The organism is Arthrobacter sp. MMS24-T111 (genome assembly GCF_054888995.1).
In genome coordinates, this window is the sequence record NZ_JBTZRO010000001.1 from 4,040,281 (window position 1) to 4,063,490 (window position 23,210).

The 23,210-nt window shown below is 66.0% G+C and carries 19 protein-coding genes, 1 tRNA gene and 4 pseudogenes; 5 read left to right on the forward strand and 19 right to left on the reverse strand.

The window, feature by feature from the left end; genetic code table 11:
- Window positions 1–73: 73 nt before the first annotated feature.
- Window positions 74–834: pseudogene (locus tag ACX5I6_RS18820) on the reverse strand (isoprenyl transferase).
- A gap of 149 nt (window positions 835–983) precedes the next feature.
- Here ACX5I6_RS18820 and trhA point away from each other — a divergent pair.
- Window positions 984–1,727: a PAQR family membrane homeostasis protein TrhA gene (gene trhA, locus ACX5I6_RS18825; protein WP_461841461.1), complete on the forward strand. Its 744-nt coding sequence runs from the start codon at window positions 984–986 to the stop codon at window positions 1,725–1,727.
- A 7-nt stretch (window positions 1,728–1,734) separates the two neighbouring features.
- Here the strand turns inward: trhA and ACX5I6_RS18830 are convergent, their stop codons facing one another.
- Both ACX5I6_RS18830 and mca read right to left on the reverse strand, forming a co-directional pair.
- Window positions 1,735–2,064 (reverse strand): hypothetical protein, encoded by a 330-nt coding sequence (locus tag ACX5I6_RS18830; RefSeq protein WP_109863465.1) that lies wholly within the window; start codon window positions 2,062–2,064, stop codon window positions 1,735–1,737.
- A gap of 98 nt (window positions 2,065–2,162) precedes the next feature.
- A pseudogene (mca, locus tag ACX5I6_RS18835) lies at window positions 2,163–3,069 on the reverse strand (mycothiol conjugate amidase Mca).
- 128 nt (window positions 3,070–3,197) lie between these two features.
- Here mca and ACX5I6_RS18840 point away from each other — a divergent pair.
- Window positions 3,198–3,656, forward strand: a complete 459-nt coding sequence (locus ACX5I6_RS18840) for a DUF4307 domain-containing protein (protein WP_461841462.1) — start codon at window positions 3,198–3,200, stop codon at window positions 3,654–3,656.
- Window positions 3,657–3,807: 151 nt separating this feature from the next.
- Window positions 3,808–4,302 carry a transcription elongation factor GreA gene (gene greA / locus ACX5I6_RS18845; RefSeq protein WP_018761893.1) on the forward strand — a complete coding sequence of 165 codons (495 nt, stop codon included), beginning with the start codon at window positions 3,808–3,810 and terminating at the stop codon, window positions 4,300–4,302.
- Window positions 4,303–4,409: 107 nt separating this feature from the next.
- On the opposite strand, the gene ACX5I6_RS18850 is transcribed toward greA, so the two are convergent.
- From ACX5I6_RS18850 to ACX5I6_RS18865, 4 genes are read right to left on the reverse strand one after another with little or no spacing between them, the layout of a single operon-like run.
- Window positions 4,410–5,024 (reverse strand): rhomboid family intramembrane serine protease, encoded by a 615-nt coding sequence (locus ACX5I6_RS18850; RefSeq protein WP_461841463.1) that lies wholly within the window; start codon window positions 5,022–5,024, stop codon window positions 4,410–4,412.
- An 8-nt stretch (window positions 5,025–5,032) separates the two neighbouring features.
- Complete coding sequence (ilvA, locus tag ACX5I6_RS18855; RefSeq protein WP_387458146.1) at window positions 5,033–6,271, reverse strand: threonine ammonia-lyase; 1,239 nt, start codon at window positions 6,269–6,271, stop codon at window positions 5,033–5,035.
- Between the two features lie 3 nt (window positions 6,272–6,274).
- A complete protein-coding gene (locus ACX5I6_RS18860; RefSeq protein WP_461841464.1) occupies window positions 6,275–7,591 on the reverse strand; it encodes an AI-2E family transporter in 1,317 nt (438 codons plus the stop codon).
- A gap of 25 nt (window positions 7,592–7,616) precedes the next feature.
- Entirely contained in the window at window positions 7,617–8,591 is a 975-nt protein-coding gene (locus ACX5I6_RS18865; protein WP_461841465.1) for an aldose 1-epimerase family protein, read from the reverse strand.
- 100 nt (window positions 8,592–8,691) lie between these two features.
- On the opposite strand from ACX5I6_RS18865, the pseudogene galT reads away from it, so the two are divergent.
- Window positions 8,692–9,845 (forward strand): annotated as a pseudogene (gene galT, locus ACX5I6_RS18870) (galactose-1-phosphate uridylyltransferase).
- Window positions 9,842–11,023, forward strand: coding sequence for a galactokinase (galK, locus tag ACX5I6_RS18875; RefSeq protein ID WP_461841466.1), 1,182 nt, complete (start codon window positions 9,842–9,844; stop codon window positions 11,021–11,023). Before galT ends, galK begins: the two are co-directional and overlap by 4 nt.
- 111 nt (window positions 11,024–11,134) lie before the next feature.
- Here galK and ACX5I6_RS18880 read toward each other — a convergent pair whose 3' ends face one another.
- From ACX5I6_RS18880 to ACX5I6_RS18935, 12 genes and pseudogenes are all read right to left on the reverse strand, one after another.
- Window positions 11,135–12,052, reverse strand: a complete 918-nt coding sequence (locus ACX5I6_RS18880) for a Bax inhibitor-1/YccA family protein (protein WP_285248293.1) — start codon at window positions 12,050–12,052, stop codon at window positions 11,135–11,137.
- A 148-nt stretch (window positions 12,053–12,200) separates the two neighbouring features.
- Window positions 12,201–12,914 carry an ABC transporter ATP-binding protein gene (locus ACX5I6_RS18885; protein ID WP_285248294.1) on the reverse strand — a complete coding sequence of 238 codons (714 nt, stop codon included), beginning with the start codon at window positions 12,912–12,914 and terminating at the stop codon, window positions 12,201–12,203.
- Window positions 12,901–13,848 (reverse strand): ABC transporter ATP-binding protein, encoded by a 948-nt coding sequence (locus tag ACX5I6_RS18890; protein WP_461841467.1) that lies wholly within the window; start codon window positions 13,846–13,848, stop codon window positions 12,901–12,903. Before ACX5I6_RS18890 ends, ACX5I6_RS18885 begins: the two co-directional genes overlap by 14 nt.
- Entirely contained in the window at window positions 13,845–15,089 is a 1,245-nt protein-coding gene (locus ACX5I6_RS18895) for a branched-chain amino acid ABC transporter permease (RefSeq protein ID WP_461841468.1), read from the reverse strand. Before ACX5I6_RS18895 ends, ACX5I6_RS18890 begins: the two co-directional genes overlap by 4 nt.
- Window positions 15,086–16,093, reverse strand: coding sequence for a branched-chain amino acid ABC transporter permease (locus ACX5I6_RS18900; protein WP_387458169.1), 1,008 nt, complete (start codon window positions 16,091–16,093; stop codon window positions 15,086–15,088). The genes ACX5I6_RS18895 and ACX5I6_RS18900 overlap by 4 nt, the downstream gene beginning before the upstream one ends.
- A 154-nt stretch (window positions 16,094–16,247) precedes the next feature.
- The gene (locus tag ACX5I6_RS18905; RefSeq protein ID WP_461841469.1) at window positions 16,248–17,480 is read right to left on the reverse strand and encodes a branched-chain amino acid ABC transporter substrate-binding protein; all 1,233 of its coding nucleotides are present in this window, start codon (window positions 17,478–17,480) and stop codon (window positions 16,248–16,250) included.
- A gap of 244 nt (window positions 17,481–17,724) precedes the next feature.
- A tRNA-Leu gene (locus ACX5I6_RS18910) sits at window positions 17,725–17,798 on the reverse strand.
- 106 nt (window positions 17,799–17,904) lie between these two features.
- Window positions 17,905–19,371: an NAD(P)/FAD-dependent oxidoreductase gene (locus tag ACX5I6_RS18915; RefSeq protein WP_461841470.1), complete on the reverse strand. Its 1,467-nt coding sequence runs from the start codon at window positions 19,369–19,371 to the stop codon at window positions 17,905–17,907.
- A gap of 34 nt (window positions 19,372–19,405) precedes the next feature.
- Complete coding sequence (locus ACX5I6_RS18920; RefSeq protein WP_461841471.1) at window positions 19,406–20,812, reverse strand: S8 family serine peptidase; 1,407 nt, start codon at window positions 20,810–20,812, stop codon at window positions 19,406–19,408.
- 4 nt (window positions 20,813–20,816) lie between these two features.
- Window positions 20,817–21,764 carry a Ppx/GppA phosphatase family protein gene (locus ACX5I6_RS18925; RefSeq protein WP_285248300.1) on the reverse strand — a complete coding sequence of 316 codons (948 nt, stop codon included), beginning with the start codon at window positions 21,762–21,764 and terminating at the stop codon, window positions 20,817–20,819.
- Window positions 21,761–22,432: a DUF501 domain-containing protein gene (locus ACX5I6_RS18930; RefSeq protein ID WP_018761909.1), complete on the reverse strand. Its 672-nt coding sequence runs from the start codon at window positions 22,430–22,432 to the stop codon at window positions 21,761–21,763. Before ACX5I6_RS18930 ends, ACX5I6_RS18925 begins: the two co-directional genes overlap by 4 nt.
- 27 nt (window positions 22,433–22,459) lie before the next feature.
- A pseudogene (locus ACX5I6_RS18935) lies at window positions 22,460–23,141 on the reverse strand (FtsB family cell division protein).
- Window positions 23,142–23,210 lie beyond the last annotated feature (69 nt).

The window sequence follows — 23,210 nt, forward strand, 5'->3', positions numbered from 1 at the left end:
CCGGGCAAGTTTCCGCAACCATTACGCGGCGATTCCCGTTGCGCGTCGATTAACTCGTACTGAACCGCGGGTGTCAGGCGCCGAAGCGCCGCTGCCGGCCGGCGTAGTCCCGCAGGGCGCGGAGGAAATCGACCTTGCGGAAGGCAGGCCACAGGGCCTCGCAGAAATAGAACTCGCTATAGGCGCTCTGCCACATGAGGAAGCCGGAGAGCCGCTGCTCCCCCGATGTCCTGATCACCAGGTCCGGGTCAGGCTGGCCGCGGGTGTAGAGGAAGCGCGAGATGTCATCGACGCACAGGTCGTCGGCGAGCTTGGAAATGTCCATGCCCTTGGCGACGGCGTCGTGCAGGAGTTCGCGGACGGCGTCGACGATTTCCCGCCTTCCCCGTACCCGACGGCGACGTTGACGTGGATCTTTTCCCGCACCGGAGTCCGCGCAGTCAGCTTGTTGAGCCGCTCGGCCAAGTAGTCCGGAAGCAGTTCAGGGGCACCCATCGCGTGGACGGAAATATTGGCGTCGTCATCGAGCCGGTCCAGCGTGTTGGCGATGATGCCCATCAGGAGGTCCAATTCCTCGCTGGACCGGTTCATGTTGTCAGTGGACAGCATGTACAGCGTGACCACCTTGACGCCGAGTTCCTGGCACCAGCCGAGGAACTCATGGATCTTGTCCGCGCCCGCCTGGTGGCCCTGGCTGGTGGGGGCGTTGAACTGCTTGGCCCAGCGCCGGTTGCCGTCCACCATGACGCCAATGTGGCGGGGAATCCGGTCGCGCGGGAGATCCTTCAGCAGCCGGCGTTCGTAGTAGCCATAGAGGAACCCGGGCAACTCCACGCGTCCACTCACCTGACTTTCCTGCCGTACGTACATCCACATCCTAGGCTACCGCCAGCAGCGCTCCGGGACGCGCCGGGGTCCGGGAGGCAGATCCGACGCTAAGTTACCAACGAGTAACTTACCGATGCGTAAGTTATTCTGGACCAATGAACAGCGAGGCTCCGCACAGTTCCCGGCCGCCCGGGCCGGAGGGCAGCAACCCCGGCGACGGGCCCGGGCCCAACGCAGTGGATGATGCTGCCGTCCGCCTGGCGGAACTGCTGATGATCAAACCGAAATGGCGGGGTTGGATCCACACCGTCACCGCCCCGCTGGCGCTTGCCGCGGGCATCGTTCTGGTTCTCCTGGCCCCTACCGCGGACCGGCGGGTCACCTCTGCCGTCTTTGCGGCCACCGGCGTGCTGCTGTTCGGTGTCAGCGCCGTCTACCATCGCGGCAATTGGTCCCCACGGGTCAAGCTGGTCCTCAAGCGGCTGGACCACACCAACATCATGCTCGTCATCGCCGGCACCTACACGCCGCTGGCATGGACGCTCCTGGAACGCCCGCAGGCGGTGATCCTCCTGTGGGTCATCTGGTCCGGGGCCATCCTTGGCGTGCTGTTCCGGTTGTTGTGGACCGATGCGCCCCGCTGGCTGTACGTGCCCATCTACATCGCGCTGGGCTGTGGCGCCCTGTTCTACCTGCCGCAGTTCTTCCAGGCGAGCCCGGCTTCAGCGGTCCTGATCTGCGTGGGCGGAGTTCTCTACATCACCGGCGCCGTCTTCTACGCCCTGAAGAAGCCAAACTTCAGCTACCACCACTTCGGCTTCCACGAACTGTTCCATGCACTGACGGTGCTGGCTTTCGCAGCGCACTTCGTTGCCATCGCCCTGGCCGTCCTCGCCTGACGCCGGTTTACTCCCCCGGCCGCTGGAGCCCGTTTCCGTTGGACTCCGGCGCTGCCGGGCGCGGACCGTCGTCGAGCCCGTCCTGCGCGTCAGCCGCCTCCACGTCTGCCGCGGTTGCGGCCGCCATGCGTTCTTCCTCCACCTGGGCGCGGTAGCGCACCCGGCGGATCCGGCGCACCATATCGACGATCAGCAAGGCCGTGGCCACCACGAAGAAAGCCGTCATGACGAACCCCAGCAGGCCGGGGGTCACCTGGTCCTCGGAGATCCCGTCCCGAAGCGTCGGCGTGGGCAACGGGGTCGGCGTGGTGGCGAGGCGGAGGAGCAGTGAATGCACGATTGATACCTTTTAGTGGAACGGATGCAGCAGGAGGCGGACAGCACGGGCCTGGGCCGCACCCGACTTCTACGCTGGATAGAAATAGCCTGCTCTGACTATCTTAGCCCGGCGAACAGGTCCTTCTCCGGGAAGCTCGGACGGCACCCTCGAATGGATCAGGGAGTAGTCCTCCCAGGGCCAGGTCCGGCGCTGCATGTCGGGTGAGACGGCGAAGAAGAACCCCAGCGGGTCCACCTGCGTCCGGTGGGCGCGCAGGGCATCGTCACGAACTTCGAAGTAGTCGCCGCAGTCGATCTGCGTGGTGGTGGGGTGGGCCGCGGGCGGCGGGGTGTGGCCCTCGGCGTCGGATTCGAGCCACGCGGCCAAACGCTCGGCGTACGGGGACTGGAGGCCTGCTTCTTCCAGCGCAAAGTGCAGCGCCCGGAACCGTTCGGGGCTGAAGGCACGGTCATAGTACAGCTTGCTCGGCTCCCACGCCTCCCCCGCGTCCGGGTAGCGTCCCGGATCGCCGGCTGCTTCGAAAGCTTCCACCGCCACACGGTGGGCCATGATGTGGTCAGGGTGGGGGTAGCCGCCGTTTTCGTCGTAGCTGAGGATGACGTGCGGCTTGAACGAACGGACCAGCCGAACCAGCGGCGCCGCAGCCCGTTCCAGGGGCAACGTGGCGAACGAACCAGCCGGAAGCGGCGGAAGGGGATCGCCTTCCGGAAGTCCCGAGTCCACGAATCCAAGCCACGCCTGCTTGATGCCCAGGATGGAGGCTGCGTTGGCCATTTCCAGCCTGCGGGCACCGGCCATGTCCCGCTTCGGGTGTGGTTCGCCTTCGACTGCCGGGTTCTGGATGTCGCCGCGCGACCCGTCCGTGCAGGTTGCCACCATGACGTCCACGCCCGTGGCTGCGTACATGGCCATGGTCGCAGCGCCCTTGCTGGATTCGTCGTCCGGGTGGGCATGGACTGCGAGCAGCCGGAGCGGCACCTGGGAGTTGCTGGACGCTGTCATGGAAAGGACGGCTCCTTATTCTTGTTTCGCGGCTTGTGGCAGCCGAAGGATGTTGTCGCGGGCGCAGTGCCTCACCGGCGGCCATGGCCGCCGCGGAGAGCCGGCGGAAAGGGCACTAAACTGGTCTGGTGACTTCCCCGGACCAGCCGGCCCAACCCGCGCCCGCAGACACTAGCCTAGCCAATCGGTATGGTGCTAAAAAGCGCCGGTTCACTCCCAAGGCCACCCGCACCGCCATCGGAATCGCCCTGGCGGCCGGAATCGGGTTCCTCGCCTGGGTTTCGACGTCGAATTCGCTGTCCGGGGTGACGTACAAGGACATCGGCTACAGCACCACCGATTCCACCGTCGCCGAGGTCGACTTCCAGGTCACCCGCGAACCCGGGAACGCCGTGAAGTGTGCCGTCAAGGCACTGGATTCCAAGTTCGCCGTCGTGGGCTGGAAGGTGGTTGATATCCCGCCGTCTGCGGCGGATGGAACGGCCGACGGCGGCAGGACAGTCGCCCAGCGCGTCAGCCTGCTGACCGAGTCCGAGTCCGTGTCGGGCCTGGTGGACAGCTGCTGGATTCCCAGCCAGGCGCAATAAGGGATGTGACCCGGGACTCGTCCAGGTTGGGTTATCTCCAAGTGATTGACTACACTGGACAGATACCTTTACCCCGCTGAGCTGGTTGCTGCTCCACAAGTGGCCACCATGGCGGGGTCTTTTGCATGTAGGACCACCAGAGGAGAAGTCCGTGTCTACCACCAACAGCGCTTCTGCAGCCTGGCTCACCCAGGAAGCTTTTGACCGCCTGAAGGCAGAGCTGGACCACCTTTCCGGCGCAGGCCGGGCGGAGATCGTCCAGAAGATTGAAGCAGCGCGGCAAGAGGGCGACCTCAAGGAAAACGGCGGCTACCACGCAGCCAAGGAGGAGCAGGGCAAGATTGAAGCCCGCATCCGCCAGCTGACGGTGCTGCTTCGGGATGCCCACGTGGGTGAAGCCCCTGCCGATGACGGCATCGTGGAACCGGGCATGATCGTGGTAGCCAAGATCGCGGGAGACGAAGAGACGTTCCTGCTGGGCTCCCGTGAAATCGCCGGCGACTCCGATCTGGATGTCTTCAGTGAAAAGTCGCCGCTTGGTGCCGCCATCGTGGGCCACAAGGAGGGGGACACCCTCAGCTACGTCGCTCCGAACGGCAAGGACATCAAGGTGGAGATCCTCTCCGCCAAGCCCTACGCAGCCTAGCCTTCGCCCGCCTGGTTGACGCCGGTACACTGCGGCGGCCGTCCCCTCAAGGGAGACGGCCGCCGCAGTGTTTAAGTGCCGCCCGGGTCGGCGAACCGTTACCTCGCTCAGGGCTCCACGGCTGCTGGGATGCGGGGCCGAAGGAGGAGCGCCGCCACGACGCCGCCGGCAGCACCGCCCAGGTGGGCTTGCCAGCTCACGTAGCCGGCAACGAATGGCAGTGCGCCCAGCAGGATGCTCCCGTATCCCATGAACAGGACCACGGCGAGCAGGATCTGCCGCCAGCTCCGGTTGAAGAACCCGCGCACCAGGAGGAACGAGAACAGCCCGAAGACCAGGCCGGATGCCCCCACGGTAACGCCGTCGCCAATGAGCCACACGGTCAGGCCGCTGCCCAGCCAGCTGAAGGCCAGCGCAGTCAGGAAGACGCGCAGCCCGGACAGGAACACCAGGAACCCGAAGATAACCAGGGGAAAACTGTTGGAGAGCAGGTGGTTCAGGTTGGCGTGCAGCAGCGGGAAGGTGAAGATGTCCAGCAGCCCGTCGACGCTCCTGGGCCGCAGCCCGAACGTCCTGACCAGCGCGCCCATCATCAGCGAGTTGGCCACCTCCAGGGCGAACAACAGGGCAAGGAAGCCGCCCAGCACCGCCAGGCCGCCCTTCGCGCGCGACGCCAGGGTTTGGCGCCCGGGGAAGCGTGCGTTACCAGCAGGTCCGGCCATGCGCTGTCCTAGTGGACGACGATCGGCTGGAAACCTTCAGCGCGGAGTGCGCTGAGGACCTGCTCGCCGTGCTGGTGGCCCTTGGTTTCAAGGTTCACCGTGATGGATACGTCGCCCATGCTGATGGAACCACCCACGCGGGTGTGGTCCAGGCCGGTGACGTTCGCATCGTTTTCGGCGATGATGCGCGCAATGGTGGCCAGGGAGCCGGGACGGTCGTCCAACATCATTCGGACGGTCATGTAGCGGCCCGCGGCGGAGAGGCCGCGCTGGATGACCTTAAGCATCAGCATGGGGTCGATGTTGCCGCCGGAGAGGACCGCCACCGTGGTTCCCGGGTTCTCGATCTTGCCGTCCATCAGGGCCGCGACGCCCACCGCACCGGCGGGCTCCACCACCATTTTGGCCCGTTCCAGCAGGAAGATCAGGGCGCGGGCCAGGGAGTCCTCGCTGACGGTGACCACGTCATCGACCAGTTCGCGGATGATGCTGAAGGGCAACTGCCCCGGGCGGCCCACGGCGATGCCGTCAGCCATGGTGGAAACCTTCTTCAGGGGCACCAGGGCATCGGCTGCCAGCGAGGGCGGGTAGGCGGCGGCATTCTCCGCCTGGACCCCGATGATGCGGATCTCGCGGCCGAGTTCCCTTGCCCGGGCCTTGATGGCAACGGCGACCCCCGCAAGGAGCCCTCCGCCACCTACGCCCATGAGTACGGTGTCAACGTTGGGCACCTGCTCCAGGATTTCCAGGCCAACAGTCCCCTGCCCTGCCACAACGTCCACGTTGTCGAACGGGTGGACAAAGACCATTCCGGTCTCGTTGCTGTAGCGCTGTGCTTCGGCGAGCGCTTCGTCGACGTTATGGCCATGCAGGATCACTTCGGCGCCATGGCTGCGGGTTGCCGCGAGCTTGGGGAGCGCCACTCCCAGGGGCATGTAGATACGGGCTTTGATGCCAAGGCTCTTGGCGGCGACGGCCACACCCTGGGCGTGGTTACCGGCGGACGCGGCCACCACCCCGCGCTTCTTTTCGTCCGCGGAGAGCCGCGCCATGCGGACGTAGGCACCGCGCACCTTGAACGACCCGGCCCGCTGCAGGTTCTCGCATTTGAAGTAGACGTCACCGCCCACCATGCCGCCCAGCGCGCGGGACGATTCCACGGGGGTGCGCGCAATAATCCCGTCAAGCAGCTTCTGCGCCTCAAGGACATCGTCCAGTGTGACGGGAAGGGTTTCAAGGATCTTCACGGACTACTCTCCTCTGGATTCGGCTCCGGTGCCCTCTCGGGAGGCGGTGCGGGCATCGCGGTGTTCGGCTGTTGCGCCGGCCGCCTCGAGCCCGGCATCGGTTGCAGCCTGCGGTTCAACGTCCTCGATGGTGTTGTCCCCGCCCGCTCCGGCTGTGATGGGCTTTCCGGCGATGACCGGCACCTGTTCATGTTCCCACGTTCTTGCGGCAATGTAGCGAACGGCCGAGTTTGCTACGGCCAGGATGGGTACCGAGAACAGCGCCCCGGGGATTCCGGCGAGGTACGAGCCCGCCGCCACACTGAGGATTACCGCCACCGGGTGGAGCGAGACTGCCTTGCCCATGACCAGGGGCTGCAGGATGTGGCCCTCGAGTTGCTGGACCAGCAGGACGATGGCCAGCATCACCAGGGCATTGACCCAGCCGTTGGCCACCAGTGCGAGCAGGATGGCGACGGCGCCCGTCACCAGGGCGCCCACCACCGGGATGAAGGAGCCGAGGAAGACCAGCACGCCGAGCGGAAGGGCCAGCGGGACACCAATGATGGCCGCACCGACGCCGATTCCGATCGCGTCGACGGCAGCCACAAACATCTGGATGCGCGCATAGCTGACCATTGACGCCCAGCCCTTGCGGCCAGCCCCGAAGGTTGCAGCCCGGGCCTTTCGGGGCAGCAGCCTGACCAGGAAAGCCCAGATCCGGTCGCCTTCCAGCAGGAAGAAGATGAGGATAAACAGCGACAGGAGCATCCCGGCGGCGAAGTGTCCGGCGGTGCTGCCGAAGGAGAGCGCACCGCTGAGGATGCTGCTGCTGTTGTTCTGCAGCGCGTCGCTGGCGTCCTTGACGTACTGCTCCACCTGGGCGTCCGTGAGGTGCAGGGGGCCCGTGGACAGCCAGTCCTGGACCTGCCGTATTCCCTCGAGGGCCTGTGACCAGAGCTCTCCAAACCCGACCGCAAGCTGGCGGCCCACCAGGGCCAGCGCACCCGCGATGACCCCGATGAAGCCCAGGACCGTCACGGCGACGGCGAGGCCGGCGGGCAGGCGACGGCGTTTCAGCCAATGGGTAACAGGGCTCAGGAGTCCTGCAAGGAGCGCGGCCACCATGATCGGAATGATCAGGAGCGTGATCTTGCTCAGCAGCCACACGAGGGTTCCTGCCATCAGCAGGATCAGGCCCAGCCGCCAGGACCAGGATGCCGCGATGCGGACGCCGTAGGGAATGTCCTTGTCGAGCTCACGATCCGTCAGCACCCTCAGCGGGGCGGCGGGGGCAGAAGGTCGGGTTGCCTGGGTCACGGCGTCCTCATGTGGCGTCATAACCCAATCCTTCCGCAGCCTTGCGCTAATGGGAAACCAACGCCCCGGCATGGGCCGGGACATAGTCGATCCCCCATTCGATGCTGAAGGATTCGCCCGGCGCCAGCCAGCGAAGGCCGTCTCCGGAGTTGAAAGCGTTCGCTGGACCGGTCATCGGTTCCACGGCTACGGCGCGGGTCCGTCCCGGGTACTCGGTGCTGACGAAAACGTGGACGTAGCGGCAGGCTTCGTCCTGCCAGAGCGACACCGCGGCGCCGTCGGCGGCGGCCAGGGTGTGCCGCGCCCTGCCCCCTTCGTAGCGCAGGCCGGTCAAGGCAACATCCACTGCGAGATTGGCAATGGCACTGCCGGAACGGAAGTCGGTATCTCCGTCTACCGGCGCCGTGCTGCGCGGGATCAGGCGCTCATCGGCCACCAGCCGGGTTTCGGCAGCGACTGTCAGCACCAGCTCCTCAACCGGGGTGTCGCCGACCCGCAGGTAGGGGTGTGCGCCCAGGACGAACGGGGCCGGCGCCGTGGCATCGTTGATGAGCGTCTGCCTGACGTGGAGTCCCAAGTCTTCGGTGAGCTGGTACCGCACCCGGTGCCGGGCCAGGAAGGGGTACCCGTGCTGCGGAAAGATGGTGGCTTCAAGTTCCACCGAGTGCTCCGACATCCCCACGAGCGAGTAGCCGGTGTTCCGGAGGAGTCCGTGGCTGGCGTTGTTGCGGGACACTTCCGTGATGTCCAGCTGTTGCTTCTTCCCGTCCAGGAGCCAGGTCCCGTCCTCCACCCGGTTGGCCCAGGGCGCCAGCGTGATACCGGTGGCACCGGGAGCGATCTGGTCATCGCCGTAGGTTTCCGTGAGCAGGACACCGCCACGGCGGTACGAGCGCAGGCCTGCCGCCAGCTCGGTGACCACGGCCGCGGCATCGCCGCGGCGCAGTTCGTATTGGCGGCCGGTGGCGCAGGACGGGAGGGACGCGGCACCCTGGTTTTCAGGTTGGGAAGAGGCAGTCATGGGCCTACCGTATAACGGGCGGCGCCGCACCCGCATGAGCGTCACTGTTACTTTTTGTTGTTAACTATTCTTTATTGAGCGTTTATGAGAAACTTTTGCCATGACAGGGATGACCACCACCACGCTCTCCGACGGTCGGGAACTGATGTACTTCGACGATGCGGGCACCACCACGCCCCGGACCGCGGAACTCACCACGGACCATCGCGGGCTGCCGCCCAGGGGCGAACCGGGCGAAGCCGCTTCGACGCACTGACCGGGGAATGGGTGGCCGTGGCTGCACACCGGCAGACCCGGACACACCTGCCCCCGGCGGACCAATGCCCCATCTGCCCCACCACGGACTCCAACGCGTCAGAGATTCCGGCTTCCGACTATGACGTGGTGGTATTCGAAAACCGCTTCCCGTCCCTCGGCCCTGCGCTGGGGCCTGTTCCGGCGGATCCGGGATGGGGAACGAAAGGTCCCGCCTACGGCCGGTGCGAGGTGGTCTCCTTCACCCCGGAACACACCGGTTCGTTCAGCGGACTGACCCGGGAACGGTCCCGCACGGTGATCGAGGCGTGGGCACAGCGCACCGCTGCGCTCAGCGCCATGGCCGGCATCAAGCAGGTGTTCCCCTTTGAGAACCGGGGCGCCGATATCGGCGTAACGCTGCATCACCCGCACGGACAGATCTATGCCTACCCCTACGTCACACCCCGCGCCGGCGTCCTGGGCGCCGCCGCCCGGAAGTACTACGACGCCAAGGACGGGAACGAAACCCTGACCGGCTCCCTGCTGCGTGCGGAACGGGAAGACGGCAGCCGGATGGTGGTGGAGGGGACGCATTTCAGCGCCTATGTACCCTTCGCCGCCCGGTGGCCCCTGGAGATCCACTTGGTCCCGCATCGGCACGTGCCCGACCTCGCTGCCCTGGATGGGGAGGAGAAGGACGAGCTGGCGCAGGTGTACCTCGACCTGCTCAAGCGGGTGGATGCCCTCTATCCCACGCCCACGCCCTACATCTCCGCATGGCACCAGGCTCCCCTGGATGATGTCCTCCGCCCGGCCGGCTACCTCCACCTGCAGCTGACCTCCCCGCGCAGGGCAGCGGATAAGCTGAAATACCTCGCCGGCTCGGAAGCAGCGATGGGCGCGTTCATCAACGACACCACGCCGGAAAGCGTGGCGGAGCGCCTGCGCAGTGTCTCTGTCCCGTCGTCGACAAAGCCGTCCGCCATGGCGGCCGCACCAGAAGGAGCTTCCGCGTGAGCAGCCAGGACCAGGCCGGGACAGCCCCGGTCTCCGCCGATGATCTCGCCGCCCGCTTCGCCGAGGCTTTCGGTGGCACAGCCGACGGCGTGTGGCAGGCGCCGGGACGGGTCAACCTCATCGGCGAGCACACCGACTACAACGAAGGGTTCGTCCTTCCGTTCGCCATCGACCGTACCGCCCGGGTGGCCGTCGCGGTCCGCCCGGACCGGACCGTGCGGCTGCTGTCCACCTACGGTGACCAGGGCATCGTGACGACGTCACTGGACTCCCTGCACCCCGGAACGGCCAAGGGCTGGACCAAGTACCCCCTGGGGGTCATGTGGGCCCTCAGGGAGCGGGGCATCGACGTCCCCGGCCTGGACCTGCTCCTGGACTCCACCGTGCCGCTGGGCGCCGGCCTGTCGTCGTCGCACGCCATCGAATGCGCCGTGATCTCCGCACTCAACGACCTCACCGGCGCCGGGCTTGGGGCCGAGGAGATGGTGCTGGCAACGCAGCGTGCGGAGAACGACTTCGTGGGCGCGCCCACGGGGATCATGGACCAGTCCGCGTCGCTGCGCGGCGCCAAGGGCCATGCGGTGTTCCTCGACTGCCGGGACCAGAAAGCCGCCCTGGTTCCGTTCGAGACAGAACCCGCCGGCCTGGTGCTGCTGGTTATCGACACCAAGGTGTCCCATTCCCATGCCGACGGCGGCTACGCCTCCCGGCGCGCGTCCTGCGAGCTCGGGGCGGAAGTCCTCGGGGTCAAGGCGCTGCGGGACGTCCAGGTGGGTGACCTTGAAGAGGCCGCCGGGCTGCTCGATGAGGTGACGTTCAGGCGGGTGCGGCACGTGGTGACCGAAAACGACAGGGTACTCCAGACCGTCGAACTCCTGGACGGTGCCGGCCCGGCGGCCATTGGCCCCCTGCTGGATGCCAGCCACGCCTCCATGCGCGATGATTTTGAAATTTCGTGCCCGGAGCTGGACCTGGCCGTGGACACGTCCCGGGCGAACGGGGCCCTCGGCGCCCGCATGACCGGAGGCGGGTTCGGCGGGGCCGCGATCGCCCTGACCCCGGTGGATGCGGAGCAGCAGGTTCGGACCGCCGTCGCCAAGGCCTTCTCCGACGCCGGCTTCAAGGCACCGGACATCTTCACTGTCTCCCCGGCCGCTGGAGCCATGCGTATTGCCTAGGCGCGCGGTCGCGCGACCCTGACGGGCTGCGGCACGTAAAAAGGCCGTGGGCCCCACCGTTTGGTGGGGCCCACGGCCGTTGCTGACGACGGCGGCAGTAGCCGCCGGTGCCTAATCGTCGCCGCGCAGGATGGCCAGCAGGCGGATGATCTCCACGTACAGCCAGACGAGCGTGACAGTCAGGCCGAAGGCGGCGGTCCAGGAGAAGCGCTGCGGAGCACCGCTGCGGACTCCGGCCTCGATGCTGGTGAAGTCCATGACCAGCGAGAAGGCTGCCAGGCCGATGGCCAGCAGGCCGATGAAGACACCCAACGGGATGCCGAAGATCTCAAAGGAAGTGCGGAGGCCGAACGGAGACTGCACGGCTCCGGTCCACATCATCACCATGTTGATCAGCGCGAAGACGGCATAGCCGATCAGGGCGATCATGAAGAAGCGCATCGCACGGGGCGTAGCGCGGACTTTGCCGCTCTTGAACAGCACCAGGGTCACGGCGAAGACGGAGAGGGTGCCGATAACGGCCTGCAGGCCGACGCCGGGGAACATGCCGTCCAGGATGCGGGTCAGGCCGCCGAGGAACAGGCCCTCCAGGGCGGCGTAGGCCAGGATCAGCGCGGGTGAGGGCTGCTTCTTGAAGGTGTTGACCATGGCCAGCACGAAGCCGCCCAAGGCACCGACGATCATCAGCAGGGAAGCCAGGCCCTGCGCCACCACCAGGGTGACTGCTGCGCCCACCACCACTGCACCGAGGCAGGCGGCGGTCTTCATGATGACGTCGTCGAATGTCATCCTGCCGGTGTCGGCGGGGCCTGCAGACGGCTGGTTGTACATCTGCTGGAGTTGTTCGTCCGTCATGCCCTGGGGTTGGGTGCTCCACCCCTGCTGGCCATACGACGGCTGGCCGTACGGCTGCTGACCGTAGGGTGCCTGGCCGTAAGGAGCACCGTAGGGTGCCTGCGGGACAGGCTGTGCCTGGGTGGCGCCACGGAAACTCTTTCCGTTGAAGATCGGGTTGCCGCCAAGTGCCATTGCGGAATTCCTCCATGTGGGTGTGGGTGATGAGCTGTTGGTTACGCTACCAAGTCCCACGTGGCGGCTGTGGTGAAAGTTCCCGCGGGGCCCGGTTGCAACCGAACCGTGACCGTTGCCACCCGGACAACCGGGCCCCGCCGGGCGGCTATCCCACGCCCAGGTAGGCCTCTTTGATGGAGGGATCTTCCAGCAGTTCCTTGCCGGTGCCGCTGTGCGTGATCTCGCCGGTCTCCAGGACGAAGGCCCGGTGCGCTCCCGCCAGGGCCTGGTTGGCGTTTTGCTCCACCATCAGCACAGTGGTTCCCTGGTTGTTGATCTCCTTGATGATCTTGAAGATCTGCCGGATGAACTGCGGCGCGAGGCCCATGGACGGTTCATCCAGCAGGAGCAGCTTCGGGTTGGACATCAGGGCCCGTCCGATGGCGAGCATCTGCTGCTCACCGCCGGACATGGTTCCGCCGAACTGCTTCTCGCGTTCCTTCAGCCGCGGGAACAGGTCAAAGACGCGGTCCAGGTCCTTGGATACACCGCTTCTGTCCTTGCGCCCAAAGGTGCCCATGTCGAGGTTTTCCATCACCGTCATGCCCGGGAAGATCCCGCGGCCCTCGGGCGCCTGCGAAATCCCGTGCACCACCCGGATGTGCGCCTTCATCTTGGTGATGTCCTGGCCCGCGAAGGTGATCTTTCCCTCGGAGCAGTTCAACAGGCCGGAGATGGTGCGCATGGTGGTGGTCTTGCCGGCACCGTTGGCGCCGATCAGCGCCACCACTTCGCCTTCCTCCACGGTGAAGGAGATGTTCCGCAGCGCCTGGATGCGGCCGTAATGGACGGAAACGTCCTCAAGTTCAAGCAACGTCATCTTCAGGCTCTCCTAGGTAGGCGGCAATGACCCTCGGGTCTTCGCGGATCTCGCGCGGCAGTCCGTCCGCGATCTTCTTGCCGAACTCCAGCACCACGATCCGGTCGGTCACACCCATCACGAGCTTCATATCGTGCTCGATCAGCAATACGGTGTAGCCCTCGTCCCTGATGGTGCGGATGAGCGCCATCAGTTCCTCTTTCTCGGCCGGGTTGAAGCCGGCGGCCGGCTCGTCGAGGCAGAGCACCTTCGGATCGGTGGCCAGTGCCCGGGCGATCTCCAGCCGGCGCTGGAAGCCGTAGGGCAGCTGGCGGGACAGTACGTGGGCGTGGCTGCTGATGCCCACGAAGTCCAGCAGTGCCATGCCGCGCTCGATGGCGGACTTTTCCTCCTTGATGTGGGTGGGCAGGCGCAGCAGGGCCCCGCCCACGCTGGTCCGGTGCCGCGCGTCCAGGCCCACCACCACGTTTTCCAACGCCGTCATCTCGCCGAAGAGCCGGATGTTCTGGAAAGTGCGGGACAGGCCCAGGCGCGTGATCTTGTGCTGCTTGATGCCGTTCAGGACCTGGCCCTCCAACACGACTTTCCCGCTGGTGGGCTTGTAGACCCCGGTCATGGCGTTGAAGCACGTCGTCTTGCCGGCGCCGTTGGGACCGATAAGTCCCAGGATCTCGCCGCGCTTGATGTTGAAGCTGATGTTGTCCAACGCCACGAGGCCGCCGAACTTGATGGTCAGGTTCTGGACCTCCACGATGTTGTCGCCCACGGCAACCGCGATATCGCGGTCCGGCGCCACTTTTTCGGCAAGTTCCTGGTCCACCCCTGCCTCGGCCAGGGCTTCGATGTCTATTTCCGGTGCTACAGCTGCCGGGCTGCCCTTGTCCGGCTGCTCGTCGACGCCGCCGGAGCCTGCCTGCCGTTCCTGGGAACTCATGCCTCCGCGCCCCTTTCTCCGGCCGTGCGGGTCCCGGGGCCGGCTGTTGGATTGTCCGTGTCTTTGGTTTCCGTGTCCCGGGCCGTGACCTTGTTGAAAGCCGTCCGGCCATAGGCGAGCAGGCGCTGCCGTGCCGGGAGCAGCCCCTGCGAGCGGAAGATCATGATCAGTACCAGGGCGATCCCGAAGATCAGGTATTTGTATTCGGCGATGGCCGTGAACCTCAAGGGGATGTAGCTGACCAAGGCCCCGCCCAGGATGGCGCCGACCTTGTTGCCGGCCCCGCCGAGCACGACGGCAGCCAGGAACAGGATTGAGGTGGTGACGTCGAACTTCTGGTTGTTGACGAACCCCACCTGCCCGGCAAAGAGAGCGCCGGAAAGGCCGCCGATCGCGGCGCCGATGGCGAAGGCCCACACCTTGTACTTGAAGGTGGGAACGCCCATGATTTCGGCTGCGTCTTCATCCTCGCGGATGGCGATCCAGGCACGGCCAACCCGGCTGCGCTCCAGGTTGCCCACCAGGAGGGTGACGATGATGATGATTGTCAGGGTCAGCCAGTACCAGGGCACACCGTTCGAGTTGGAGAAGATGGGCGTACCGTCAGCTTCGGTGCCGGGCGGATGGCCGACGTTCTGGAAACCGACCTGGCCCTTCATGGCCGGAATGATCGTGGCCAGGATGCGGACGATCTCACCAAATCCAAGCGTCACGATGGCCAGGTAGTCGCCCCGAAGCCGGAGCGTGGGGACACCCAGCACCACGCCGAAGAACATTGTCACGGCCATGGCCACCGGAATGGTCCACAGGTACGGGATGTGCAGGAACGGTGAGTCGGGGCTGGTCAGCATCGCCGCGCAGTAGGAGCCAACAGCGAAGAAGGCGACATACCCAAGGTCCAGCAGGCCTGCGTATCCCACCACCACGTTGAGGCCTACCGCGATGAGGGCAAACCGTGCCATGTCGAAGCACGCCAGGGCAAAATTGTTGCCCGGTTCGGTGGTGATGATGGGCGGGTTGAGCAGCGGGAGCAGGTAGGCCAGGACAACGACAATGACCAGGAATGCCCACTGCTGCTGGCGGGACAGGGCGTGCCACCGGTCGGAGAAGTACCCGGATTTGCGTTTCCCGCGCTGGCGCAGATCGCTCCTGCCGGCAACCTTGGACGAGGCTTCCCGGTCCTCAGCCGCCTGCGCGGCGGCCGCCGTCTGCAGCGGCGTGGGTCCATCCGTCATGCTCATGCTTTGCTCCTTCCAAGGGACGTTCCCAGGATGCCTTCGGGCCGCAGCAGCAGCACGAGTACCAGCACCACGAAGGCCACGACGTCGGTCCACTGCGAGTTGCCGAGCAGGATCTGGCCGTAGTTGCCGATCAAGCCAAGCAGCAGTCCACCCAGCAGGGCACCGCGGACGTTGCCGATGCCGCCGAGCACCGCTGCGGCGAAAGCCTTGATGCCGAGGACGAATCCGCCGCTGTACTGGACACCGGAGGGGATTTTCATGACGTAGAACAATGCGGCGGCTCCTGCGAGCAGGCCCCCGATGATGAAGGTGGTAATAATGATGCGCTCTTTGTTGACGCCCATCAACGTCGCGGTGTCCGGGTCCTGGGCGACGGCCCTGATGCCGCGGCCGGTGCGGGACTTGCTGATGAAACGGTCGATGCCGACCATCATGATGACGGCCGCGATGATAATCACCAGCTGCTGGGAATCGACGATGGTGCCGAAGACATCAAAGATGGGGGTAGGCCGGAACATTGTCAGCGCAAGTTCGGGACTGGGACCGCGCCACAGGTAGATGAGGTACTGGATGGTGAAGGAAGCGCCGATGGCGGTGATCAGGAAGACCAGGCGCGGGGCGTTGCGTTGCCGGAGCGGTTTATAGGCAATCCGCTCAAGCAGGAAGGCCGTGGCAGCTGAGGCCAGCATGGCAAGGACCAAGGCCAGCAGCAGGTTTAGGATGATGGCCCAGATGTCGAGGCGGGGAACGGAAGGGCCGAAGCCAAGGCTGCTCAGGGTGAAGAAGACGGCGTAGCAGCCAACAATGAACACTTCAGAGTGGGCGAAGTTAATCAGGTTCAAGACGCCGTACACGAGGGTGTAGCCAAGGGCGACCAGCGCGTAGATGGCGCCGAACGTCAGGCCGTCAAAGGTGGCACTCCAGAAATTCTGGGCCAGCGACGGTATATCGAAAGTGATCCAGTCATTTTCAGTGGGGAGCAGTGGTACGAGAGAGGGAAGCATGGGAACATCCTGATCCAGTTGCACGGGGCCTTTTTGGCCCGGCCGTGGGACTTGTGTCTAGTGACGTAGCTTGGTCCTGGGTTTGTTGCCAAGCGAAGAAAAGGCTGTGGGGGCCCGAAGTGCTGGCCCCCACAGCCGATTCCCGCCGGGTTTGCTACTCCCCGATGGGGCCGATCGGAACGATCTTCCCGTTTTCCACCTTGTAGCCGTAGACGGTCGGAGCCTGGAGCTCGCCCTTGGCATCCCACTTGTAGTGCTTGCTGAAGCCGTCCTTGTCGTAGGACTTCACCCACGACAGCAGGTCTGCGCGGCTTTGCTTGCCCGCGTCGATGCCGGACAGGAGCACCGTTGCGGCATCGTAGCCTTCAATGGAGTACGTGCCGGGCTCGGCGCCCTTGGAGACGTCCTTGTAAGCGGACGCGAAGTCCGGGATCAGTTCACCCGGGAGGCAGGGGCAGGTGAAGTAGGCGTTGTTCGAGGCGTCGCCTGCCTGCTTGATGAACTGGTCATCCTTGACACCGTCGGGTGCCACGAACGTTCCGGTGAATCCCTTTCCGACCAGCTGCTGATCGAACGGTGCGCCTTCGGCGTAGTAGCCTGCGTAGAAGACGGCGTCGGCCTTGGCGTTCATGATCTTGGAGATGACTGCGGAGAAGTCCTTCTGCCCCGTGGTGACCTTCTCCGTGCCGGCCAGGGCGCTGCCCAGGCCTGCGGAGGTGGAGGTTCCCAGGCCGATGCCGTAGTCGGAGTCATCCTGGACCAGGTAGACCTTCTTGGCCCCGAGCTTGCCGGTGAGGAACTTAGCGGCGGCCGGGCCCTGGACGGCGTCGTTGCCGAGGCCGCGGAAGAAGGTGGTCCAGCCGTTTCCGGTCAGCGTGGGGTTGGTGGCCGACGGGGTGATGTGGACCAGGCCCTTTTGCTCGAAAATGTTGCCGGTTGCCTTGGACTCACCGGAGAACGGCAGGCCGATGACGCCAAGGATGTCGGACTCGCTCACCAACTGGGTCACCGGGCCGGTCGCCTTGTTGGGGTCACCTTCGGTATCGAACTTCTTGAACTGGACCTGGCAGCCGGGGTTGGCCTTGTTGTGCTGGTCGATGGCGAGCTGGATGCCGTTGAAGATGTTGACGCCCAGCTGGGCGTTCGGGCCGGTCTGCGCGCCGGCATAGGCCAGCGTGGTGGTGGCCGGGCAGGTTGCCTTGCCGTCGCCGGCCGGCTTGACCGCGCCGGAAGGAACATCAACCTTCGAAATGGCGGGGATGTTCACTTTGCTGGAGGAGCCGGAGCTTTCGGTGGTGCCGGGGCCCGCCTGGTTGGCGCAGGCCGACAGCAGCATGCTGAATGTGGCTGCTGCTGCCAACGAGGTGAGGACTTTCTTTCGGTACATTTGTCTGCCTTCCGAAACAGGGCCATGCGATGCGCGTGCGGATCAATGGGGCGCTGCGGCGCCCGAAAATGGGACCAGGTATTCCTGATTTAGGTTCAAGCTAGTGCATGGAGGGCAGTGAATCTAAGTGACTGAGGTCACAGCCTTATAACAGTCGTTGCCTATGTGGAATTAATGGCAAAAGCCGCCTGCAATGCAGGCGGCTTTCGATGGTGGGGCGTCACTTCCCCGCGCGTGGCAGTTGTACCCCAGGTGGGACTCGAACCCACAACACGCGGATTTTAAGTCCGCTGCCTCTGCCAATTGGGCTACTGGGGCGCCGGGTCAATGGTACCTGCCGGCGACGCATTGCCGGGAAACGCCGACGGCGGCCGTCCCGGAAAAGGGACGGCCGCCGTCGGCGTGCTGAAGCGGCGTGGACGCGCTACTTTGCGTTGGCAGCCACCGTTTCCTTGGGAGCGGGCGTGGCGGATGAACCGGAACCGGACGCAGGAACGGCTGCGGGTGCGGCCGCAGGCTTGGGCGCCGGGGTGGCCGCCGCGACGAAGGCGCCGCGCGGGTTGTCCAGGTCCAGCAGCTGCGTCGTGTCGCGGCCGGCAAAGAAGCTGATGATCCAGTTCAGGATGACGCGGAACTTGCGCTCAACGGTGGGCATGGCCATGCCGTGGTAGCCGCGGTGTGCCAGCCAGGCAAGACCACCCTTGAGGCCGATCCGGCCCAGGAGGTTGATGTTGGCAACACCCTTCCATTCGCCGAAGCCGGCCACAGCACCGAGGTTCTTGTGCTTGTAGTCCCCCAGCGGCTTCTCCCAGCGCGAGGCCCAAAGGTTCTTCGCGAGGCGCTTGGCCTGGCGGAGGGCGTGCTGGGCGTTCGGGACGCAGGTGCCGTCCGGAAGGCCCTTGCCTGTGAGGTCCGGAACAGCCGCGATATCACCGGCTGCCCAGGCGTTCTCCACGATGCCTTCGTCGCCCGCGATGCGCAGGTCCGGCAGGACGCGGACGCGGCCGCGCGGCTCGAGCGGGAAGTCGGTGGAACGGACCATGGGGTTGGCCTGCACGCCTGCAGTCCACACCAGGGTGTCGGCCTCGAATTCCTGCGCGGGGGTCTTGTCCGGCAGGTTGATGAGCTTCAGGCTGCCCTCGGCGCTGTCCAGCGACGTGTTCAGCAGGACCTCGATGCCGCGGCTGCGGAGGTGCTCCACTACCCAGTCGGCCTGCTTGGCGGTGACCTCGGGCATAATGCGGCCCATGGCTTCAACGAGGACGAAGCGGATTTCCTCCTGCTTGACGCGCGGGTTGTTGCGCACGGCGGCGCGGGCGAGGTCTTCCATTTCGGTGATGCATTCGATGCCGGCGAAGCCGCCGCCGACCACCACGAAGGTGAGGGCCTTGGCGCGTGCAGCGGGGTCCGTCATGGTGGAGGCAACTTCGATGCGCTCCAGCAGCTTGTTGCGCAGGGCAACGGCTTCCTCGATGGTCTTCAGGCCGATGCCCTTATCCGCCAGGCCCTTGATGGGGAACGTGCGGGTGATGGCGCCGGCTGCGAGGACGACATCGAAGTAGGGAACCTCAAAGTTCTCGCCGCCGTCGGAGGGAGCCACCACAGCCGTCCGGTTGACGTGGTCGATCGAGGTGACGCGGCCCTGGATCAGTTCCGTCTGCTTGAGGTGCTGGCGGTGGGACACCACCGCGTGGCGGGCTTCGATGTTGCCGCCGGCTACTTCGGGAAGGAAGGGCTGGTAAGTCATGTAGGGCAGGGGATCAACGACGGTGACGATGCCACCGGCATTCGCGATCTTCTTCTGCAGTTTCAGTGCTACGTACAGGCCGACGTACCCGCCGCCGACGACGAGTACCCTGGGACGGTCCTGGAGCTGTGGGGTGGTTGCCATAGTTTAAGGATAGCGCAGTTTGTGAAAATCTTCACTAACTTGGTCGCTGGTCCGTAACGTGGGATTCACGGGGCAGATTCACCCGTTCCACCACTCCTGTGTCCGGGTCCTCCCCGGCCAGGGCCGGGTTGCGGGATGCCCGCCTGAGCTGGAAGGCGGCTGCCGCGACGATGGCCACGAACAGGGCGGCGAAACCAACCACGACGGCGGCGCCGATGGCACTGTCGCGCTGCGAGGGGGCCTTGGCGGCCGGGACGGTTGCCTCCGGCAGGGTCGGCGCCGCGCTGGGCGCCGGGGTGGCGGAGGGAAGCGGGGTTGCCGGTGCTGCGTTGCCGCGCCGGTGGACACGGATCCATTCGGCAATGGTGCCCAGCGGGTTCACCGACACTTCCGGGACGTCGGCCTTGAGCGCGGCCTCCGCGTTGAGGATGCCGTAGCCGTACAGCGGGTCCTTGCCGGGCGCACCGGCATCCCTAGCCGTCGAGACGATCCTGTTAATGACCTGCTCCGCACTCATGTCCGGCCATTTGGACCGGATCAGGGCGGCCACCCCGGCAACGATCGGCGTGGACCCCGACGTTCCGGCCCACTCCGCGTAGCTCCCGCCGGGGAGCCCGCCCACCAGGTTCTCCGCCGGCGCGGCCACACCGATGCTGATCCCCTGCGACGAAGCATCCACGCTGGCGGTGTTCTTGCGGTCCAGGCCGGCGACGGTGAGGACACCGGGAATGGTTGCAGGAGCGCCCACCTGGGTGTTGCCACCCACCCGGTTGCCGGCCGCGGCCACGATGACCACATCCTTTTGTTCGGCATACAGGAACGCCGCGTCCCAGCTTTGGGGCCACTGGGGTGTCGTGCTGCCGAGCGAAATGTTGATGACCTTGGCACCGTTGTCCACGGCCCAGCGGACGGCCTCGGGAATCTGGTCCTGGTCGCTCTTGCCGGACGGGTTCGGTGAACCCAGCCAGGTGGAGACGGAAAGGAGCTGCGCTTCCGGTGCCACGCCCATGATCCCGTCCGGCGGCGTGCCCGCAGGCCCGGGGCTGGGGGTGGGTGAGGCATTGGCCGGCTGGTGCCCGCGGCCTGCCAGCATGGTGGCCACCAAGGTGCCATGTTCGGGCTTGGAACCAACGCTTTTCTGGCCGTCCGGCTGGCCCGAGCCGGACGCGTCATATCCGCCGGTGACCGCACCCTTGAGGTCCGGATGCTGGGCGTCAATGCCGCTGTCGATGACGGCTACCTTGACTCCGGCGCCCTTGGAGACCTCCCAGGCCTTGGTGATGCCGGAATCTGCCAGCCAATATTCTTTGTCGCGCCAATCGTCGGCCTTGGCCGCGGGGGCGGTAAAGAGGCCGGCGCACAGGAAACATGCTGCGAGCAGGACAGCGACAAGGGCGGCGGCCCGGCGCGGAAGCGGGGTCGGAGCTGGGGTGGACTGCATGGGACTAGCCGATGCTCAGGGCGATGCCGTCAAGGATGTCGTGCTCGCTCGCGGTGGCGGACGTGATCCTGCCGCCGGTCAGCGTGCCCATCCGTTCCAGGATGCGGCGCCATACCAGTCCCCCGGCGCCAATCACATCCACCCGGCCCGGGTGCATGTACGGCAGTCCGGCGCGCTGGGTCCGCGTCATGGTGAGCAGGTCGGTGGCAGCGGCGCGCACTTCCCCAAGGGGCAGCTCAGCGCCGTGGATGGCCTGCGGCGAATATTCGGGCAGGCGGAGGGCGTGCGCGGTGATGGTGGTGACGGACCCGGCCACACCGACGACGGCGGCGGCGCGTTCCAGCGGAACGTCGCGTCCGGCACGGGCCAAGGCGGCGTCGACGTCGGCTTCGGCGGCCGCCACCTGTTCGGCGGTGGGCGGATCGTCACGCAGGTGCCGCTCAGTGAGGCGAACGCAGCCGATGTCCACGGACTTGGCGGCCGTAACCCCGAAGGCGGTGCCGAGGACAAATTCGGTACTTCCGCCGCCGAGGTCCACCACCAGGACTTCGCGGCCGTCGAGGATGGGCAGCACACTGCTGGCGCCGGCGAAGGACAGGGCCGCTTCCTCGTCACCGGAGATGACCTCAGGTTCGACTCCCAGCAGCTCCCGGATGCCGTCCACGAAGACGTCACGGTTGCGCGCGTCGCGGCTTGCCGAGGTCGCGACGAACCGGGTGCGTTCCGCCCCGTGCTCACGGATGAGGCGGGCATAGTCGGCGGCGGCGGCAAAGGTGCGTTCCAGCGCTTCCGGAGCCAGCTCGCCCGTGGCGTCCACCCCCTGGCCCAACCGGACCACGCGCATTTCCCGGACGACGTCGGTCAGGGCCGCGCTGCCGCTGCTGCGGTCGATATCCGCGATCAGGAGCCGGATGGAGTTGGTGCCGCAGTCGATGGCGGCCACGCGCGTCATTCCGCCACCCCGGCGTCGCGGGAAGGCTTGCGGACGGGCGCAGGGCGGCCGACGATGCCCGGCAGGCCCTGGGGGCCGTGGCGGCTGAGGTCCCTGGACGGGGCTTCCCCGGTGGTGTCCCAGGCGCCGTCGCAGTAGCACTTGTCCGCCGTCCACCACTCGCTGATCATTCCAAGGGCCTGGTCGCCGAGCGGGTTGACGCCGGGACCGGACGCCAGGGAGTGGCCCACCAGGACGTGCAGGCACTTGACGCGTACGGGCATACCCCCGGCCGAGACGCCGTCGATTTCCGGCACCGGGCCGATGCCGGAACGCTCGCCGATCGCATTCCGGGCGGCCAGGTATTCGTCATGGGCCGAACGGTAGGCCGCCGCGAGCGCGGGGTCCCCGGCGAGCTGGTCATTCATCTCATTCATGACGCCTGAGGCTTCCAGCCGGGACACTGCGGAGGTGATCACCGGGTGGGTCAGGTAGAACGTGGTGGGGAACGGGGTCCCGTTGCTGAGCCGGGGTGCGGTCGCGGCGACCAGCGGGTTGCCACAGACGCACCGCGCCGGAATTTCCACGACATCGCGGACAGGACGCCCCAGCTGCCTGCTCAGTACGTCAAGGTCGTGTGCTGTCGGTTGGCGGGATTCGTCCCGGGCGGCTTCCGTGCTGTGTTCCATTGTCGCGGGCCGTCCTTCCTGTGCGGTTCAGTCTGTGGCCGCACGCCTGATGGACTCCCACAGGGAATCCACCCACGGCAGATCGGCGGGGTCTTGTGCTGTTGCGCCGGCGGGGCTACTGCTTTCTCCAGCCGGTTCATCGCTGCCAAAAACCCAGTAGCCGGTTTCGCCCGGCATAACCATGTTAATGCGGTCGCGGGCCTGCTGCTTGACGTAGTTGGGGTCCTGCCACCGCGAAACCTGCTGCCGGAGGGCATCACCCTGGGCCTGGCGTGCGGCGATATCGGCGTTCAGCGCGTCGATTTCGGCCTTTTTGTCGAAGAAGATCTTCACCGTGGGCGCCAGCATGATGGTGATGGCCACCATCACCACGGCCAGGGCCAGCATGCGGCCGGAGAACGCCTTGGCGGGGACAGGGTGCTGATCGTCATCGCCGCCCCGGCCGTCCTTGCCGTCAACGGAGCTTGCTGCCCTTGCGTCCGGCGGACGTCTTCGTCGTGGTTGCGTCCCCCGGTTTTCCGGCGGGCCGGGCTGCAGTTCCGCGGCTCCCGTAGCCGTGCCCCGGTGACGCGCCTGCTGTGCCGGCGTCCTTCGCCGGGCGGAAATCCGCCCGGATGACCTCGGCCCCGCCGGAGGTACCGTCGTCGGCCGTATCCTTTGCCGGACGTGCGGGGGCGACCTTGGGAACTTTGGGGCGGCGGGTAGCCATGACACTCCTGAAACGCAGCCTCCCTGGGCCGCCACTATCTGTGCTGGACAAACACTGCTGAGACCAAAG

Excerpts from the sequence above, each read along its gene's own strand:
- trhA (WP_461841461.1), top strand. The coding sequence starts at position 984 with ATGAACAGCGAGGCTCCGCACAGTTCCCGGCCGCCCGGGCCGGAGGGC.
- ACX5I6_RS18850 (WP_461841463.1), bottom strand. The coding sequence starts at position 5,024 with ATGGCCGGACCTGCTGGTAACGCACGCTTCCCCGGGCGCCAAACCCTG.
- ACX5I6_RS18860 (WP_461841464.1), bottom strand. The coding sequence starts at position 7,591 with ATGACGCCACATGAGGACGCCGTGACCCAGGCAACCCGACCTTCTGCC.
- ACX5I6_RS18865 (WP_461841465.1), bottom strand. The coding sequence starts at position 8,591 with ATGACTGCCTCTTCCCAACCTGAAAACCAGGGTGCCGCGTCCCTCCCG.
- ACX5I6_RS18880 (WP_285248293.1), bottom strand. The coding sequence starts at position 12,052 with ATGGCACTTGGCGGCAACCCGATCTTCAACGGAAAGAGTTTCCGTGGC.
- ACX5I6_RS18885 (WP_285248294.1), bottom strand. The coding sequence starts at position 12,914 with ATGACGTTGCTTGAACTTGAGGACGTTTCCGTCCATTACGGCCGCATC.
- ACX5I6_RS18890 (WP_461841467.1), bottom strand. The coding sequence starts at position 13,848 with ATGAGTTCCCAGGAACGGCAGGCAGGCTCCGGCGGCGTCGACGAGCAG.
- ACX5I6_RS18895 (WP_461841468.1), bottom strand. The coding sequence starts at position 15,089 with ATGAGCATGACGGATGGACCCACGCCGCTGCAGACGGCGGCCGCCGCG.
- ACX5I6_RS18900 (WP_387458169.1), bottom strand. The coding sequence starts at position 16,093 with ATGCTTCCCTCTCTCGTACCACTGCTCCCCACTGAAAATGACTGGATC.
- ACX5I6_RS18905 (WP_461841469.1), bottom strand. The coding sequence starts at position 17,480 with ATGTACCGAAAGAAAGTCCTCACCTCGTTGGCAGCAGCAGCCACATTC.
- ACX5I6_RS18915 (WP_461841470.1), bottom strand. The coding sequence starts at position 19,371 with ATGGCAACCACCCCACAGCTCCAGGACCGTCCCAGGGTACTCGTCGTC.
- ACX5I6_RS18920 (WP_461841471.1), bottom strand. The coding sequence starts at position 20,812 with ATGCAGTCCACCCCAGCTCCGACCCCGCTTCCGCGCCGGGCCGCCGCC.
- ACX5I6_RS18925 (WP_285248300.1), bottom strand. The coding sequence starts at position 21,764 with ATGACGCGCGTGGCCGCCATCGACTGCGGCACCAACTCCATCCGGCTC.
- ACX5I6_RS18930 (WP_018761909.1), bottom strand. The coding sequence starts at position 22,432 with ATGGAACACAGCACGGAAGCCGCCCGGGACGAATCCCGCCAACCGACA.